Genomic DNA, 16497 nt, shown 5'->3' with positions numbered 1-16497 from the left:
GTAGAAATGACTTTTCCAAAAGAATTTAAAGAGGCATTAAGTCACTTACCATCAACTGAAAAGGACAAATTAATTTTACGTTTGTTAAAAAAAGATTTGGTTTTGGCAAATCGTTTGCTATTTGAATTAGTAAATACAAATACTGTAGAAGAACAAAGAGATAAAGTAGAAAAAACCTTACTTGATCAAATACGAAGAAGTGCAGAAAATGGGCACTACTCAATTGGTTATTTAAATTTTGATGTAAGAGATTTAAGTGGCTTTATAACTGAACATGTAAAAATTACAAAGGATAAATTTGGGGAAGCTCATTTAAATTTAATAATGATAAATGAAGTTTTAAAAATTAATAGAACTTTTATTTTAAATAGTAAACCACCAGCAAAAACAAAGAAATTCTGTATTGCAGTTATTGCAAGAGCTTTTAAAATTGTCATGATTGTTCAAAAGTTAGATGATGATTTTTTAATTGAATTTGAAAGTAATCTTAAAAAGTTGGGAGCGTTAATTATAGATAATAAATTTTTAATGAAGGAAGCTATAAGAAATGGTTTTGATGTAAACTGGCTTTTAAATGCAGAAATTCCAGAAGATATTTCTACAATACATAAACAAATAAGGGCAGCAGGTTTTTTAAAATACCAAAAAGTAAGATATTTATGAAGTGTATGTTTCTAAAAAGCTATATTTATACAGCAACAAAAACAATTTAACATAAAAACGTCAGTCAGAGCTTGTCGAATACTTATGCAATCTTAAAATGCCAACAAAAAACAAATACCTAAAGCAAATTTTACTTTGGAGATATCAATTTATCTCTGAGCGTCAGTTTGTGTATGCCCTAAGTATTTTGGTGGGGTTGTTAGCAGGTTTAGGAACTGCTGTTTTAAAAAACTTAACCTTCTTTATAGAACATGTTATTGAAGGAAAATTCATCAAAGATTTTCATTATTCGCTCTATTTTATTTTCCCAATTATTGGGTTGGTTTTGGTGTATTATATCAAAAGAAAAATCATTAAGAAGGAAATTGGGCATGGTATTTCTACCACACTTCATGCAGTTTCAAAAAAAAACGGAATTATAGAAAAATACAAAATGTATGCTTCATTAATTACAGCTCCAATTACTGTTGGTTTTGGAGGTTCTGCAGGTTTGCAAGGGCCAGCTGTAAGCACAGGAGCAGCTTTAGGATCTTATGTTGCACAGCTCTTTCACATGAATGCTAAAACAAGAATGCTGTTAATTGGTTGTGCAACTGCAGGAGCCATGTCATCGATGTTTAAAGCGCCAGTTGCAGCTATTATTTTTGCTGTAGAAATTTTTAGTTTAGACTTGGCTTTTGCCTCTTTAGTGCCACTTTTATTGGCATCAGTTTCTGCTGTAATTACTTCTTATTTTTTCTTTGAAAAAGATGCATTGTTTGGCTTTGAGTTGGTAGATGCTTTTCAGATAAAAGATATTTTGTATTACGTTCTTTTGGGCTTTGGAACAGGTGTTGCTTCTGTTTATTTTTCCAAAATTTATTTTAGAATTACCAATTTTTTCAAACGAATTAAAAAGCCTATTCATAAATTAATTATTGGCGGTTTTGCCATCGGAATTATGCTGTATTTAATTCCGCCTTTATATGGAGAAGGTTATGGATTAATCAACAATTTATTGAATGGAAATACTGCTGAAGCTCTAAAAGATATTCCTTATAAAGTAGATTTTACCAATATTTGGATTGTTATTGGGTTCCTGTTTTTAATCGCTATTTTTAAAGCTATTGCAATGACAACAACGTTTGCAGCTGGTGGAGTTGGAGGTATTTTTATTCCGACTTTGTTTATGGGAAGTGCTTTGGGAAACGTTTTTGCAAAAGTAATTAATACTTTAGGAGGCAGTGTTTCTGAGTCTAATTTTACCTTAATTGGTATGACAGGTTTAATGGCTGGAGTTTTACATGCGCCTTTAACTGCCATTTTTTTAATTGCAGAAATTACTGGTGGTTATGAACTTTTTGTACCATTGATGTTGGTGGCTGCAATTAGTTTTGCATTTACAAAATATTTTATTGCAAACTCCATTTACACAACAGAATTAGCAGCAAAAGGAGAGCTCATCACTCACAATAAAGACAAAAATGTGTTAATGATGATGAAGATTGATAGGCTTATTGAGAAGAATTTTAAGGCTGTAAATCCAGATATGTTATTGGGAGAAATGCTTACAAAAGCGGTTGCAAAATCAACCAGAAATATTTTTCCTGTAATTAATAAAGAGAAACAATTTTTAGGAATTGTCTTGTTAGATGATATTCGGTCTTTTATGTTTGATACAGAAATGTACAACAGCATCACAGTAGAAACCTTTATGAAATCTGCTCCAGAAATTATCTTTTATAATGATTCTGTTGAAGAAATTATGCGAAAATTTAAAACCAGCAATGCTTGGAATTTACCAGTAATTAAAGAGGATAAGTATCTTGGTTTTATATCGAAATCTAAACTATTAACAGCTTATAGAAATAAATTGATAGAAGTTACGAGTTAAAAAAACAAAATGAGAGAAAATAGTTTTACCAAAAATATGCGCAATAAATCTAACCAAGAGTTAGATTATATTATAGAGAATAAAGATAAATATACTCCAGAAGCTTTGCAAGCTGTTGTGTGGGAATTGGAAGATAGAAGCTTAATTGAACAGGGTGAAATTGATCTTCCAGAAATTGCTGTAATTCCTACAAAAGAAACTTCAATTCAAAATGATGCGCTAAAGAAAACGACGTTAAATAAAGAAAACCCTTTTGAGGATTTTGAACAACCAACCTTATATTCTAAAAAAGCAATTTTAGGATTTTCGCTTTTTTTTAGCACCATTTTTGGAGTGGTTTTATTAATGTATAATTTAAAGGTGATGAACAAGCAAAAAGAAAGAACTCAAGTGCTTGTTTTTGGGATTTTATATATGATTTTATCGTATGCTCTTTTAGAAGTTTTACCTAAAATATATTTTATCACCTTAATTTTTAATTTTATTGGCTATGGAATTTTAGTAGAGTATTTTTGGAGTAAGTCTTTGGGCAAAGATTTACAACATGAAAAAAAATCGATTACCAAACCTTTAGTAATCTCTTTATTAATAACAGTTTTCTTTGTTCTTCTAATATTTGTAGCTACCACAAATGGGCTTTAATTTTAAATAAAAATAAGCTCTAATTTAAGGTTGTTTATTATTGATAAAATCAACCATTACATCAGGGAAATCCGTAAAAGCACCATCTACATTGGCATCGATTAAAAGGGTTTGCATCATTTCTTCGAACGTTGAAAACTCAGCTAATTGATCTGCTCTAAATGTATAAGGATGCACTTTTAAACCCAATTGATGTGCATCAGCAACTAAAGAAGTAAAAGTGAACTTCCCATCAACTTTATCACTTAAAATTTGTTTGTACCAAGGGCCAATTCCATCTGCATAACTTGCAAAATGCTTTAGTTGATTTGCCTCTTCTGGAAACTCCATTAGTTGCACTAAAAACAAATCCGATTTTAACTCTTTTCTAATTCTCTCTAATTCTTTGGCATCAAAACACTGTAAAATACAATTGTCTTTTTTTGTTTTATAACCATAATCTGCAAGTACTTTTAAAACAATTTCTGTGAGGTTTTTTCCTTCTTGTTGATGAAATTCTGGCGCTTTAATTTCAGGATAAATTCCGATGTTTTTTTTGGTTGATGCATTTAAACCTTGAATCAATTCAATTTCTTCTTGTAGCGAATGCAGTTTAAAATTTCCTTTTCCTTTTGGAAATCGATTTGGATAAAATTGTTTGCCAGTTGCTGGATTAAAACGTTCTGAAACTTGGAGTGTTTTTAATTCGTCAAACGTAAAATCGATGACATAAAAACGATTGTCTTCTCTTTTTTTGTTTGGGAATTTTGTGGCAACATCAGTAACATCATCTAAATAAATATCATGAATGACAATGGGCACATCATCTTTACTCAACACCAAATCTTGCTCAATAAAATCTACATTCATGGCATGTGCCATCGCTTTTGCTTCAATAGTATGTTCAGGCAAATAGGCAGAAGCTCCTCTATGAGCAATTACTATTTTTTTATGCATAGTTGTTTTTTTTGTGGGTTGATTGCAAGAAAATAGGAGCAAACATATCAAAAATACAGAAATTGATTTCATTTTAAATTTATCTGTCAGGTGGAACGCAGTCGAAACCTATTATTAGTAAAATACATAACCTCTCGACTGCGCTCGAGAAGACATAATTAATCATTTATATTTTTTAAAGATATAACTTTTGTAAATTTGTAGCATGAAATTAGCGTTAAAAATAATGTTTGTTGTTTTTTTAGTTTGGATGATTGTTGGTATTTATTTATTAAACCAAGATCATGAAAAAGCAAAGGTTGTAATGGGTTTAGGCGTGTTTTACTTTTCGTTTTTATTTATGCCTTTCTTTATTTATTACAGATACAGAGATGGAAAATACCAAAAATATATTTTAAATGATGAAAAGCTAAGACAAGCTTTTAATCAACAAGGCAAAAAGAAGTAGTTAATTACCTTTCTTTAAAAAAACATACACAGGAAAATGGTCTGAAAAACCTCCTTTATACCAAGGTCCAATATAGGTTCTAAAAGGACTTCCTTTTAATTTTCCTTTAAAAACACGCAACCATTTTTTATTAAAAACTTCTGCGTGTTTAAAATATAATTCCTGATTATTTTTATCTAAAAAGTTTTTAGAAAGCATAATTTGGTCAAAGAAATTCCATTTTTTATTATAGGTTGATGTTCCTATTTTTTTGGGATTTTGTAAACTTTCCATCGGATTAAAAAAGTCGTCTTTTACCAAAAAATCTTTTACACTTTTACTTGATGGATCATCATTAAAATCGCCCATTAAAATAATTTTTGGGTTCATCTCTTTTTGATTTATTGAATCTATAATTGCTCTAACAGTGTTTGCAGTAGTAATTCTTTTAGGTTCGCTTATTTCAGTTCCTTCTCTTCTAGAAGGCCAATGATTAACTATAATATGCACCAATTCTCCATGTAATTTTCCACTAACTTTTAAAATATCTCTAGTAAAATCTCTTTCGGCATTTTCATCTTCTAAAAACACAGGATAGGTAGAGGAATCAAATAATTCAAAAGCTACTTTGCTATATAAAAGTGCAACATCAATTCCACGTTCGTCTGGAGAATCATGATGCACATACCCATAATGATGTTTTTTTAAATACGATGAATGTGCCAAATCAGCAACGACACTTGCGTTTTCAACTTCTACCAAACCAACAATTGCAGGTGTCTTTGAAGATCTATGTAAACCTAATTGAGAAATTACAGAACCTAATTTTCTGATTTTTACTTTGTAGCGTTTTAAAGTCCATTTTAGTTTTCCTTTTGGTGTAAAATCATCATCTGCAGTTGTTGGGTTATCAAAAATATCAAATAGATTTTCAACATTGTAAAAAGCAATGGTAGTAATACTATCTTTTTGTTTTGATGATTTTAAAGAAGGGAACATGTGTTGTGTTTTTTGTAAAAGTAGTTAAATAGGAATGTAATTACATAACTTAAACTTTTTGTTTCGATAACCTTTAAGTAACTTCTTATAAACCATATATGCATAAATTTGAAAAAATAACTTATGAATTAAATAACATTGTATGAAAAAGAACTAGTAAGATTAAATAATTTGAATTAATTAAGAAAATTCTCAATGCAAGTTGAGGATTTTTTTGTTTTACATAAAGAGTTATAAATTGATAATTTTATGTTAAATAATTAGTTTTACTTTCTTTTGTAATAGTATTACTTTTATATTTGTTGCAAATATAAATAGAATGAAATATTTAGTGTTTTGTATTGTTGCTTTTGTATCTATTTCAAGTTTAAATGCTCAAGTAGATGAGAACCAAACTGGAGCTTGGTATATGTATTTTTATAATCATCAGTTTAAGAATTCTCAATTTGGTATTCAAGGAGATTTTCAATACAGAGATTGGCAATTTTTAGGAGACACAGAGCAATTGTTGTTAAGATCGGGTTTAACTTTTACACCAAAAGAATCTGGCATTATGTTTACACTAGGGGTTGCAAATATTACAACAGGTCAGTTTGGCGATTCAAATGAAACATCAAACGAAAATAGAATTTATCAAGAAGCATTACTGACTCAAAAAGTAGGGAGTCGTTTTTTTATAACACATCGTTTTAGATTTGAACAACGTTTTGTGGAAGCACAAGATTTTAGAACACGTTACAGATATAATTTGTTTATAAATGTGCCTTTTAATAGTAAAAGTTTAGCAACACCTAAAACTTTGTACGGCGCTTTTTATAACGAACTTTTTATGAATGGCGAAAGAAATATAGGAGATAACAGAAATGTAGAATTATTTGATAGAAACAGAAATTATTTAGGTTTAGGTTATGTTTTAAATCCTAAAATAAGATTCCAAGTAGGTTGGATGAACCAAACCACAAACGCATGGAGTAAAGGACAATTACAATTTAGTATGCACCACAATTTTTAAATATCAAAAAACAAAAAATTAATAAATTAAATTATTTTCTTATGAAAAATATCAGCAAATATGCAGCAGTATTAGTTATTACAATGTTAGTAACATCTTGTATTACAGACAAAAAAGAAACAACACCAGAAGTTAAAGAAGTAGTGGTGCAACAAACTGCCATAAAAAGTATTTTAACTGCAGAAGAACAGGCAGACATGAGTCCAGATGAAATTATTGGAAGACTTAAAAAAGGAAACGAAAACTTTGTGAGTAATAATTTAACGCAAAGAGATCATTCATCACAAAGAAGAGAAGCTATGATTGGGCAATATCCAAAAGCAATTGTACTTTCTTGCGTAGATAGTAGAGTGCCAGTAGAAGATGTTTTTGATTTAGGAATTGGCGATATTTTTGTAGCCAGAGTTGCAGGCAACATAGAAAATGCAGATATAGTTGGTTCAATGGAATTTGCAACAGCAGTTGCAGGCTCTAAATTGGTAATTGTGATGGGGCATTCAGCTTGTGGAGCTGTAAAACATGCTATTGATAAAACAGATGCTGCTTCTATGGATATGAATGCGTTGCAAAATCTTTTAAATGAAATTCAACCATCTGTTACAATGACAGCAAAAAATGGCGAAGTTTCATCAAAAAATACAGAATTTCTGAATAACGTAATTTATAATAATGCTACTAAAACTGTAGAGGATATTAGAATTGCATCACCTAAAATGGCAAGTTTAGAAAAAGAAGGAAAAATTAAAATCGTGGCAGCAGTTTACAATATGGAAACTGGTAAAGTAGATTTTATATAAGAGTTTTCATTAAATTAGTTTTGGTTGATTAATTTAGTTGGCATCAAATTTGTTTTTGGTGCCAACTTTCTTTTTATCTTTGTATTCTATGATAGAACAAAAAGAAGCAACATCAGAGAAAACTGTTTTAATTGGTGTAATTACACAAAAACAAGACGAAACAAAATCTACTGAATATTTAGACGAATTAGAGTTTTTAACAGCAACTGCTGGAGGAGTTGTTGTAGAACGTTTTGTGCAAAAAATGGACAAACCAAATCCTAAAACATTCTTAGGAACTGGAAAGCTAGAAGATGTAAAAGCATATATAGACTCGCACAATATTGGAACCGCAATTTTTGATGACGAATTATCGCCTGCGCAATTAAGAAATATCGAAAAGATTTTAGACTGTAAAATTTTAGATAGAACCAATTTAATACTCGATATTTTTGCACAAAGAGCGCAATCAAGTTCTGCAAGAACACAAGTAGAATTAGCTCAACATCAATATTTATTACCACGTTTAACACGTCTTTGGACGCACCTTGATAAACAAAAAGGGGGAATTGGAATGCGTGGACCTGGAGAAACAGAAATAGAAACGGATAGACGAATTATCAACGATAGAATTGTTTTACTTAAAAACAAATTAGCTAAGATTGATAAACAAATGTCCACACAGCGTAAAAACCGTGGGCAAATGGTAAGAGTTGCTTTGGTTGGGTACACAAACGTTGGGAAATCTACCTTGATGAATGTAATTAGTAAAAGTGATGTTTTTGCTGAAGACAAACTTTTTGCAACGTTAGATACTACAGTGCGTAAAGTAGTGATTAAAAACATTCCTTTTTTAATGACGGATACTGTTGGGTTTATTAGAAAATTACCAACACAATTGGTAGAATCTTTTAAATCTACTTTAGATGAAGTTCGAGAAGCAGATTTGTTGTTGCATGTTGTAGATATTTCTCACCCAAATTTTGAAGATCATATAGCATCTGTAAACACAGTTTTAAATGATATTAAATGTGGAGATAAACCAACAGTAATGGTTTTTAATAAGATTGATGCTTATGAGCACGAAACGATTGATGAAGATGATTTAGTTACTGAAAAAGGGAAAGAACATTACACATTACAAGATTGGAAAAAAACTTGGATGAATGATTATGATGTGGAATCGATTTTTATATCTGCTTTAAACAAAGAAAATTTAGAGGATTTTAAAGAAAAAACTTACGAAGAAGTTAAGAAAATCCATATTCAACGTTTTCCTTACAACGATTTTTTATATTATGAATATAAAGAGGAAGATTATAAATAACAATATCTCCTGCAAGGTCTTTTTTTGACCTTGTAAGTGTTTTTAAGTTGATAAAATTAATAGGATTTTAGATTATAATATACCTACAAGGTTTTTGAAATCTTGTAGGTATATTATAATTATTTATAGATTTAAAGATAAAAATTACTCTTCTTTTTTACCACCAATAATTCCCATTTTTTTAGCACGATTTTTCCAAGATTTTTTTGCGTGTTCTTGTAAATCTGCTACAGAATCACTTTCGTCCATAATTTCTAAACCTAAAAGTGTTTCTATAACATCTTCTTGAGAAACAATACCAGAAACAGAACCATACTCATCAACTACCAAAGCAATGTGTTCTTTTTCTTTGATTAATCTATCAAACAAATCTGGTATAGAAAGTTCCCTATCTGTAACAATTATGGCTCTTCTTATGGAGGCTAGCGTTTGATTTCCTTTGCCATTAATTAAGGCTTCTAATAAATTATCTTTCAGAAAATAACCAGTAATTTCATCAGGATTTTCGGCAAAAACAGGAATTCTAGAATAAGGTAAGTTTTTATGTTCGTTGTAAAAAGATTCTATAGTTTGGCTTTCATCAGCAGTTTCTAAAACTGTTCTTGGTGTCATTACATCATTTACTTTAATATTTTTAAAGCCTAATAAATTTCTGATTACTTTACTTTCATTTTTTTGAAAAACACCATCTTTTTCGGCCATTTCTGTCATCACCAAAAAACCTTCTCTACTTAAAATACTGCCATGACCTTTACCACCAATTAATTTTGTAGTTAATTGTAAAATCCAAAGGATACCAGTCCATTTTAATGGAAAAATCATGATGTTTAATGCCTTTGATGTAAAGTTTGCAAGTTGCTTCCAATACGTAGCGCCAATTGTTTTCGGTATTATTTCTGAAGCTACCAAAATTAAAATCGTCATAACTGTAGAAACGATTCCAACCATCAAATCTTCTGTAATTACGAACCCTAAAATGGTTTGCTCTACAGTTCCATACATATCTGCATACGCAACTTTTGCTTGTACACCAACTAAAATTGCACCCACAGTATGCGCAATTGTGTTAATGGTTAAAATGGCAATAAGTGGCTTATCAACATCTTTTTTTAAGATTTCTAATTCAGTAGCATACGCTTCTCCTTCACTCTTTTTTAAATTGATAAATGTAGGAGTAATGCTTAATAGTACAGCTTCTAAAATAGAGCATAAGAAAGAGAAAAATATAGAAACAGTTGCGTATATAATTAAAAGTGTCATTAACAAAAATTTAAGCTACAAAAGTAATTAAATATAAACTATTAAATTTGAGATCCCACAAAAAAAAAAGATTAGTTTAACTATTTAGATTCTTTAAATTAGAGTTTCCACTAAAAAGTAAAACCTCAAGAATTTCTTGAGGTTTTATAAATATTATTTTTTTAAATCTTAAAGAGCATAACTCAAACCAAATAACCAATAGGTTTGTAATTTGTTATCAATATTATCGAAAGTTGGAGTTGGTGGAGCAGGAAAAACTGTGCTAGCATCAAAATTTTTCAAGGCATTATTTAAAGCCTCTTGTTTGTTGTTTCTTAAACCAACTTCAAAACCTAATCCAATTCCTTTCCAAATTGTATATCCAAAAGAGTTTGTTAGGGTCCAGTTAGATAAATCTCCATTTTCATAGCTTTGAAACAATGATAAGTTAGATTTTATACTCAAACCTCCGTATTTATTTGTGTAGTCTGCTACAACTTTTGCACCTAAAGAAGAATCAAAAGCAGTATCTCCATCACTAAAAACAAAGTTATAGTTTCCTGGATGCATCACAACTACTAAATGGCTTGTTGGTGTCCACGTTAAACCAGCACCTAAATCTAAATAACCAGGATTGTTAAAATTATCAATTAAAGTGGTTCTATATTCTGCTAAACCAGAAACAGCCCATTTTTTATTTAAGCGTTTACCATACAATGAGGTAATTGTAAAAACATCTGTTGCAGTTTCAAAATCCTCATCTCCAGTAACTGTTTTGTCGTCTAATTTTACCCAACCAAGATTAATATTTCCAGAGTTTCTCCAGAAAAAATCTTTTTCAATTAAATTTGCAAAACCGTTTATTGTAATTCCAATATTACCAGCAGAAGCATCTGGTGCTTTTCTAGCATACCAATTGTTAAAACCAGATAAACTTGCTCCAATAGTTCCAAAAGCACCAGTTCTCCAACCAGGAAGAGCATCAATTTTTGCCTGTAAAGCTTTTACTTCTCCTTGTAATTTAGCAATTTCTGCTTTTTTAGGAGCTTGTTCTTTCTTTAATTCTTCTGCAGTTTGTGCGTTTGTAGCAAAATTAATTGTTATTAAAAGTAATAAAATTGATATTTTTTTCATTTTTAGTTTGATTTTTCATTAAAAATTTAAAGATGCAAAGGTGCCTCTTATACTAGACAATAAAAATATTAATAAGTCACTTTTTCGTGAAATTTATAATTAAGTCCTAAACCAAATAATTGTCTAAATTGAACTTTGCTAGATGCATTATCATCCATAATTGTATGAAAAGTCATCAACATTTTTATAGATTTATTTACTTTAAAACGAATGTTAGTTTGGTAATCTACATCTACATTACCCACATTTGCCAAATAATCTGTGTATAAGTTTAATATATTTTCCATCTCAATATTTTCCATTAAACTAAACTTATAATAGCCAGATAAGTTAAAACCTAAACTGAAAGCAGTATTTTTACCTTCTTCTACACCAAATTTCCCTGAGAAAAAATCATCAACAAAAGTATATCTTGCTGTTGCAGGTGCAATATTTACTGTTGATTCATCAGATTTTTTCCAAAGTAATCCTGGTCCAAATGTTAAATATGCAGGTGATAAAAAGTCTGAAACTAGTACTTTAGGGTCTGGTTTGTAATTAAATCCCTTTGTATATTGTGTTCTAAAATTTGTTAAAATAGATAAAAACCAACTTGGTGAAGTTTTAAAACCTACCAAAGAATTAAACTCAAAACGATCATCGGTTTTTCTATTGCCTTTATCTGCGATATGACTTAAACCATAACTAGATATTATTCTAGCATCCCAGTTAATGTTGTTTTTTTTGTAGTTAAAATCGTAGTTCACATTAAAATTACCAGCAATTGTATTTTCTCCACCAGAAGCCCAATTAGAAAAAGAAGATTGATTAAAAATAAAAGCAAATTTTCCATCAATTTTCCATTTAGGCACTGGAGCCTCTTCTTTCTTCTTTTGAGCAAAAGAACTCATAGATATTGTAATGAAAAAAAGGAAAATAAACTGTTTCACGCGTAATTTAAAGCTAACAAAAATAATGATATTTGATAAAAAAATAAAATTAGTTTTTCGATTTATATAAGGGTACTGTAGAGCAAGCCTCGCCAAACATTATAGATTTGGCTGTAGGTTGTAATTTTGCAATTAAAAATGCGTAAGCAGCATTTGGAATCGGTTTATCTGCACAACCTTTTATAATTACAGGTTTATCTGCAAATTCTTTAAAATCTACAAAACTTAGTAATTCTTGATAAATAACGGTTTCTAACAACTCTAAATCTCCAATAACAACTTTGTTGGCAAAAGGAGTTAACTCAGAAGCAATTAACATAAATGCCCAAGAAGGAATAATAGCATCTACAGAACAGGAAATGGCTACAAAACACCTTTTATATTGAGACCAATTATGGTTTTTTACAAAAACCCTAAAATCTCTTTCTTTTAAAATTAATTCTTGAAAAAGCCAGTCTTTAATATCAAATAAAATTCTTTCTCCTTCAGGATAAATTTCTTCTAGGTCAAAGGTCTTAAGTTTGCTGTTAGCAACTCTGTTTATGATAGCCTCTTCCAACTCCTCCAAAGGAGGAGAGTTTAGCGAGTTTATTTTAGCATTATTTTCCATAATATTTATAACATTTTGCTCCCCTTTGGGGAAACAGGGGCCTACAACATACCAAGCTCCAATTTTGCTTCTTCACTCATCATCTCTGAAGTCCAAGTTGGGTCGAAAGTAATTTCTACTTCGCAAGCATTAATTTCTTTTAAAGATTTTACCTTCTCTTCAATATCTACAGGCAAACTTTCTGCAACTGGACAGTTAGGTGATGTTAACGTCATTAATATTTTTGCATTGTTTTCATCAGACACAAAAACATCATAAATTAACCCAAGTTCGTAAATATCTACAGGAATTTCTGGATCATAAATAGTTTTTAAAACTCTTATAATTTTATCGCCAATTTCTTCTAATTCTTTATCTGTCATGTTAGTTTGCTAATTTTGTTTGTTGCGCAATTGCGTACATTTTTATTTGTTTTACCATAGAAACCAATCCATTTGCTCTTGTTGGCGATAAATGTTCTTTTAAACCAATTTCATCAATAAATTTAGTTTCAGCAGTTAAGATATCTTTGGGTTTTTGGCCAGAATAAACTCTTAATAATAAAGCTGCAATGCCTTTTGTTAAAATAGCATCACTATCTGCTGTATATTTTACAGTATCGTTTTCTAATTCAGAAAATAACCAAACTTTAGATTGGCATCCTTTAATTAAATTTTCATCTAACTTATACTCCTCATTAATTATTGGTAAAGATTTGCCAAGTTCTATAATGTATTCATAACGATCCATCCAATCATCAAACATAGAAAACTCATCAATAATTTCTTCTTGTATTTCTTTGATAGTCATTTTTAAAACTTATTTTTGCGGTATTGTAAAACACCTTTTTAAAAAGGCAAAAATACGATAAAAAGCATTAAAAAGTGCTTGTAAAGTATTAAAGTAAACAGAATATTATTGTTATTATTTCGTTTTTAAAGAGGATTTAACATATTAATTTTTTTGTTTTTTAGAAAATTATAGAAACATTATGAGTAAATTATTAGCAGTAGGTACTGTAGCATTTGATGCAATTGAGACGCCTTTTGGTAAAACCGATAAAATTCTTGGAGGTTCAGGAACTTTTGTTGGTTTAGCAGCCAGTCAGTTTGGTATAGAAACAGGAGTTGTTTCTGTTGTTGGTGGCGATTTTCCTGATTCTTATTTAAAGATGATGAACCAAAAAGGGATTAATACAGATGGAGTTGAAATTGTAAAAGAAGGAAAAACTTTTTTTTGGAGTGGAAAATATCATAATGATATGAATTCTAGAGATACTTTAATTACAGAATTAAATGTATTAGAAACTTTTACACCTGTTGTGCCAAATGGTTTTAAAGATGCTAGCATTGTAATGTTGGGTAATTTACATCCTTTAACACAAGCATCAGTTTTAGATCAAATGACAGAAAGACCAAAATTGGTAGTTTTAGATACTATGAATTTTTGGATGGACATTGCTTTAGATGATTTACATACTGTTCTAAAACGTGTAGACGTTATTACGATTAATGATGAAGAAGCTCGCCAACTTTCAGGGGAATATTCTTTGGTAAACGCTGCAAAGAAAATCCATACAATGGGTCCTAAATATGTGGTGATTAAAAAAGGAGAACATGGAGCTTTATTATTTAATGATGGTAATATGTTTTTTGCACCAGCTTTACCTTTAGCAGAAGTTTTTGATCCAACAGGAGCAGGAGATACCTTTGCAGGTGGTTTTTGTGGTTATTTAGCAAAAACAGAAGATATTTCTTTTGAAAATATGAAAAATGCTATTATCTATGGTTCTAATCTAGCGTCTTTTTGTGTGGAGAAATTTGGAACGGAAAGGATGCAAGAATTAACAAAAGAGGAAGTTGATAAACGCCTACAATCGTTTAAAGAACTAACCCAATTTGATATAGAAATCTCATAAATGAAAATCCGCGCTTAAAAACGCGGATTTTTTTTATTAAAAAATATAATAAAAGTATACTTAAAATGAGCGACGCAATTAAACACGAATGTGGCATAGCATTGGTTAGATTAAAAAAGCCATTACAGTTTTATAAAGACAAATATGGTTCTGCTTTTTACGGCATTAATAAAATGTATTTATTAATGGAAAAGCAACACAATCGTGGGCAAGATGGAGCAGGTTTTGCAAGCGTAAAATTTAATGTTGCACCTGGAACTAGATATATTAGTAGAATTAGATCTAATCAATCGCAACCAATTCAAGATATTTTTGCACAAATTAACGGACGTTTAAATGGTGTTTTAGAACAAAATCCTGATAAAAAAGACGACGTAAATTGGCAAGAAGAAAACATGCCTTATGTGGGTAATTTATTTTTAGGACATGTACGTTATGGAACTTTTGGTAAAAATTCAATAGAAAGTGTACATCCATTTTTGCGTCAAAGCAATTGGAAACATCAAAATTTAATTGTTGCAGGTAATTTTAATATGACCAATTCTAATCAAATGTTAGAGGAGTTAATTGAGTTAGGGCAACATCCAAAAGAAGCTACAGATACTGTAACTGTCATGGAAAAAATTGGACATTTTTTAGAAGATGAAGTGGCTAAATTATATCAAAAAGCAAAGAAAAAAGGGTTTAGTAAAAAAGACGCATCACCATATATTGAAGAAAATTTAAGTCTAAAAAAAGTTTTAAAAAGATCTTCTAAAAATTGGGATGGAGGATATGCAATGGCTGGTTTAGTGGGTCATGGAGATGCTTTTGTGTTAAGAGATCCTAATGGAATAAGACCCACATATTTTTATGAAGATGATGAGGTTGTAGTAGTTGCATCAGAAAGACCAGTTATACAAACTGTTTTTAACGTTACCATTGATAAAGTCCAAGAATTAGAAAGAGGACATGCTTTAATCATTAAAAAAAGTGGAAATGTTTCTATTAAAAAAGTTATGGAACCAAGAGAAAATAAAGCCTGCTCTTTCGAGCGTATTTATTTTTCTAGAGGAAGTGATGCAAGCATTTACGAAGAACGTAAAAATTTAGGAAAATACGTATTTCCAAAAATCTTAAAATCGATTGATTCTGATATATCTAACACTGTTTTTTCTTATATTCCAAATACAGCAGAAACGTCTTTTTATGGAATGACAGAAGCTGCAGAAGATTTATTAAATCAACAAAAAACTACAAAAATTTTAGCTGGAGGAGCAAAATTATCTGCAAAAAAAGTTACAGAAATATTATCTGAAAGACCTCGTTTTGAGAAAATTGCCATAAAAGATGCAAAATTAAGAACGTTTATTGCGGATGATAGTTCAAGAGACGATTTGGTAGAACATGTCTACGATATTACGTACGGTGTTGTAAAACCAACAGATAACTTGGTAATTATTGATGATAGTATTGTGCGTGGAACAACGCTTAAAAAGAGTATCATCAAAATATTAGATCGTTTAAGCCCGAAGAAAATTGTGGTAGTTTCTTCAGCTCCACAAATTCGTTATCCAGATTGTTATGGAATTGATATGGCAAGAATTGATGCTTTTATAGCGTTTAAAGCTGCTTTAGAGTTGTTAAAAGACCATGATAAATACCATATTGTAGAGGATGTGTACAAGAAGTGTATTGCACAAAAATCTAAAAAAGACGAAGAAATTGTAAATCACGTTAAAGAAATTTATAGTGCTTTTAAACCTGAAGAAATATCTGTTAAAATTGCAGAAATGCTAAAAACAGAAGATATAAAAGCAGAGGTTGAGGTTATTTATCAATCTATAGAGGGTTTGCACAAAGCATGTCCAGATAATTTAGGTGATTGGTACTTTACAGGAAATTACCCAACTCCAGGAGGAATGAGAGTAGTGAACCAAGCTTTTATTAACTTTTATGAAGGGAATGATAAAAGGGCATATTAGGATAAAATAAATTCACAAAAAATTAAAAAAGCATTCTAAAATATTTGGGATGCTTTTTTGTTTTTGTTA

Annotated in this window: 17 protein-coding genes; 9 read left to right on the top strand and 8 right to left on the bottom strand. The window is 30.1% G+C overall.

The genetic code is table 11. The annotated features are described in order from the left end of the window. Positions 1–6: 6 nt before the first annotated feature. The 3 genes from P161_RS0104880 (at position 7) to P161_RS0104870 (ending at position 3178) form a co-directional block, all read left to right on the top strand. On the top strand, positions 7–663 hold the full coding sequence (locus P161_RS0104880) for a hypothetical protein (RefSeq protein WP_026775930.1): 657 nt from the start codon (positions 7–9) through the stop codon (positions 661–663). 97 nt (positions 664–760) lie between these two features. Continuing rightward, positions 761–2536 carry a chloride channel protein gene (locus tag P161_RS0104875; protein ID WP_026775929.1) on the top strand — a complete coding sequence of 592 codons (1776 nt, stop codon included), beginning with the start codon at positions 761–763 and terminating at the stop codon, positions 2534–2536. 9 nt (positions 2537–2545) lie between these two features. Continuing rightward, positions 2546–3178 carry a hypothetical protein gene (locus P161_RS0104870; protein WP_026775928.1) on the top strand — a complete coding sequence of 211 codons (633 nt, stop codon included), beginning with the start codon at positions 2546–2548 and terminating at the stop codon, positions 3176–3178. 24 nt (positions 3179–3202) lie between these two features. Here P161_RS0104870 and glpQ read toward each other — a convergent pair whose 3' ends face one another. Beyond that, positions 3203–4186, bottom strand: coding sequence for a glycerophosphodiester phosphodiesterase (gene glpQ / locus P161_RS0104865; protein WP_026775927.1), 984 nt, complete (start codon positions 4184–4186; stop codon positions 3203–3205). Positions 4187–4319: 133 nt separating this feature from the next. Between glpQ and P161_RS0104860 the strand changes: the two genes are divergently transcribed. Further along, positions 4320–4562 (top strand): hypothetical protein, encoded by a 243-nt coding sequence (locus tag P161_RS0104860; RefSeq protein ID WP_026775926.1) that lies wholly within the window; start codon positions 4320–4322, stop codon positions 4560–4562. On the opposite strand, the gene P161_RS0104855 is transcribed toward P161_RS0104860, so the two are convergent. Next, entirely contained in the window at positions 4563–5540 is a 978-nt protein-coding gene (locus tag P161_RS0104855; protein WP_026775925.1) for an endonuclease, read from the bottom strand. It abuts the gene before it with no gap. Between the two features lie 319 nt (positions 5541–5859). Here P161_RS0104855 and P161_RS0104850 point away from each other — a divergent pair, with 319 nt between their 5' ends. The 3 genes from P161_RS0104850 to hflX all read left to right on the top strand — a co-directional run bounded on the left by P161_RS0104850 (position 5860) and on the right by hflX (position 8655). After that, complete coding sequence (locus P161_RS0104850) at positions 5860–6552, top strand: DUF2490 domain-containing protein (RefSeq protein ID WP_026775924.1); 693 nt, start codon at positions 5860–5862, stop codon at positions 6550–6552. A gap of 41 nt (positions 6553–6593) precedes the next feature. Then, complete coding sequence (locus tag P161_RS0104845) at positions 6594–7349, top strand: carbonic anhydrase family protein (RefSeq protein WP_026775923.1); 756 nt, start codon at positions 6594–6596, stop codon at positions 7347–7349. Between the two features lie 88 nt (positions 7350–7437). Beyond that, positions 7438–8655 carry a GTPase HflX gene (gene hflX / locus P161_RS0104840; protein WP_026775922.1) on the top strand — a complete coding sequence of 406 codons (1218 nt, stop codon included), beginning with the start codon at positions 7438–7440 and terminating at the stop codon, positions 8653–8655. A gap of 144 nt (positions 8656–8799) precedes the next feature. Here the strand turns inward: hflX and P161_RS0104835 are convergent, their stop codons facing one another. The 6 genes from P161_RS0104835 to P161_RS0104810 all read right to left on the bottom strand — a co-directional run bounded on the left by P161_RS0104835 (position 8800) and on the right by P161_RS0104810 (position 13356). After that, positions 8800–9915, bottom strand: a complete 1116-nt coding sequence (locus P161_RS0104835) for a CNNM domain-containing protein (protein ID WP_026775921.1) — start codon at positions 9913–9915, stop codon at positions 8800–8802. 168 nt (positions 9916–10083) lie between these two features. Then, positions 10084–11028 carry a DUF3078 domain-containing protein gene (locus P161_RS0104830; RefSeq protein ID WP_026775920.1) on the bottom strand — a complete coding sequence of 315 codons (945 nt, stop codon included), beginning with the start codon at positions 11026–11028 and terminating at the stop codon, positions 10084–10086. Positions 11029–11096: 68 nt separating this feature from the next. Continuing rightward, positions 11097–11918: a DUF3078 domain-containing protein gene (locus P161_RS0104825; protein WP_155810420.1), complete on the bottom strand. Its 822-nt coding sequence runs from the start codon at positions 11916–11918 to the stop codon at positions 11097–11099. Positions 11919–12006: 88 nt separating this feature from the next. Then, positions 12007–12516, bottom strand: a complete 510-nt coding sequence (locus P161_RS0104820) for a DUF2480 family protein (protein ID WP_026775918.1) — start codon at positions 12514–12516, stop codon at positions 12007–12009. A gap of 92 nt (positions 12517–12608) precedes the next feature. Continuing rightward, entirely contained in the window at positions 12609–12929 is a 321-nt protein-coding gene (locus P161_RS0104815; protein ID WP_026775917.1) for a DUF59 domain-containing protein, read from the bottom strand. Position 12930: 1 nt separating this feature from the next. Continuing rightward, positions 12931–13356, bottom strand: coding sequence for a SufE family protein (locus tag P161_RS0104810; RefSeq protein ID WP_026775916.1), 426 nt, complete (start codon positions 13354–13356; stop codon positions 12931–12933). A 181-nt stretch (positions 13357–13537) separates the two neighbouring features. On the opposite strand from P161_RS0104810, the gene P161_RS0104805 reads away from it, so the two are divergent. Continuing rightward, entirely contained in the window at positions 13538–14464 is a 927-nt protein-coding gene (locus tag P161_RS0104805; protein ID WP_026775915.1) for a PfkB family carbohydrate kinase, read from the top strand. Positions 14465–14529: 65 nt separating this feature from the next. Continuing rightward, positions 14530–16428: a hypothetical protein gene (locus P161_RS0104800; RefSeq protein ID WP_026775914.1), complete on the top strand. Its 1899-nt coding sequence runs from the start codon at positions 14530–14532 to the stop codon at positions 16426–16428. Positions 16429–16497 lie beyond the last annotated feature (69 nt).

Source organism: Polaribacter sp. Hel_I_88 (assembly GCF_000687935.1).
Classification (GTDB): domain Bacteria; phylum Bacteroidota; class Bacteroidia; order Flavobacteriales; family Flavobacteriaceae; genus Polaribacter.
The sequence above is the reverse complement of the archived record's forward strand: the minus strand, read 5'-3'. Positions and strand labels throughout refer to the sequence as shown.

Excerpts from the sequence above, each read along its gene's own strand:
- P161_RS0104880 (WP_026775930.1), top strand. The coding sequence starts at position 7 with ATGACTTTTCCAAAAGAATTTAAAGAGGCATTAAGTCACTTACCATCA.
- P161_RS0104875 (WP_026775929.1), top strand. The coding sequence starts at position 761 with ATGCCAACAAAAAACAAATACCTAAAGCAAATTTTACTTTGGAGATAT.
- P161_RS0104870 (WP_026775928.1), top strand. The coding sequence starts at position 2,546 with ATGAGAGAAAATAGTTTTACCAAAAATATGCGCAATAAATCTAACCAA.
- glpQ (WP_026775927.1), bottom strand. The coding sequence starts at position 4,186 with ATGAAATCAATTTCTGTATTTTTGATATGTTTGCTCCTATTTTCTTGC.
- P161_RS0104860 (WP_026775926.1), top strand. The coding sequence starts at position 4,320 with ATGAAATTAGCGTTAAAAATAATGTTTGTTGTTTTTTTAGTTTGGATG.
- P161_RS0104855 (WP_026775925.1), bottom strand. The coding sequence starts at position 5,540 with ATGTTCCCTTCTTTAAAATCATCAAAACAAAAAGATAGTATTACTACC.
- P161_RS0104850 (WP_026775924.1), top strand. The coding sequence starts at position 5,860 with ATGAAATATTTAGTGTTTTGTATTGTTGCTTTTGTATCTATTTCAAGT.
- P161_RS0104845 (WP_026775923.1), top strand. The coding sequence starts at position 6,594 with ATGAAAAATATCAGCAAATATGCAGCAGTATTAGTTATTACAATGTTA.
- hflX (WP_026775922.1), top strand. The coding sequence starts at position 7,438 with ATGATAGAACAAAAAGAAGCAACATCAGAGAAAACTGTTTTAATTGGT.
- P161_RS0104835 (WP_026775921.1), bottom strand. The coding sequence starts at position 9,915 with ATGACACTTTTAATTATATACGCAACTGTTTCTATATTTTTCTCTTTC.
- P161_RS0104830 (WP_026775920.1), bottom strand. The coding sequence starts at position 11,028 with ATGAAAAAAATATCAATTTTATTACTTTTAATAACAATTAATTTTGCT.
- P161_RS0104825 (WP_155810420.1), bottom strand. The coding sequence starts at position 11,918 with ATGAGTTCTTTTGCTCAAAAGAAGAAAGAAGAGGCTCCAGTGCCTAAA.
- P161_RS0104815 (WP_026775917.1), bottom strand. The coding sequence starts at position 12,929 with ATGACAGATAAAGAATTAGAAGAAATTGGCGATAAAATTATAAGAGTT.
- P161_RS0104810 (WP_026775916.1), bottom strand. The coding sequence starts at position 13,356 with ATGACTATCAAAGAAATACAAGAAGAAATTATTGATGAGTTTTCTATG.
- P161_RS0104805 (WP_026775915.1), top strand. The coding sequence starts at position 13,538 with ATGAGTAAATTATTAGCAGTAGGTACTGTAGCATTTGATGCAATTGAG.
- P161_RS0104800 (WP_026775914.1), top strand. The coding sequence starts at position 14,530 with ATGAGCGACGCAATTAAACACGAATGTGGCATAGCATTGGTTAGATTA.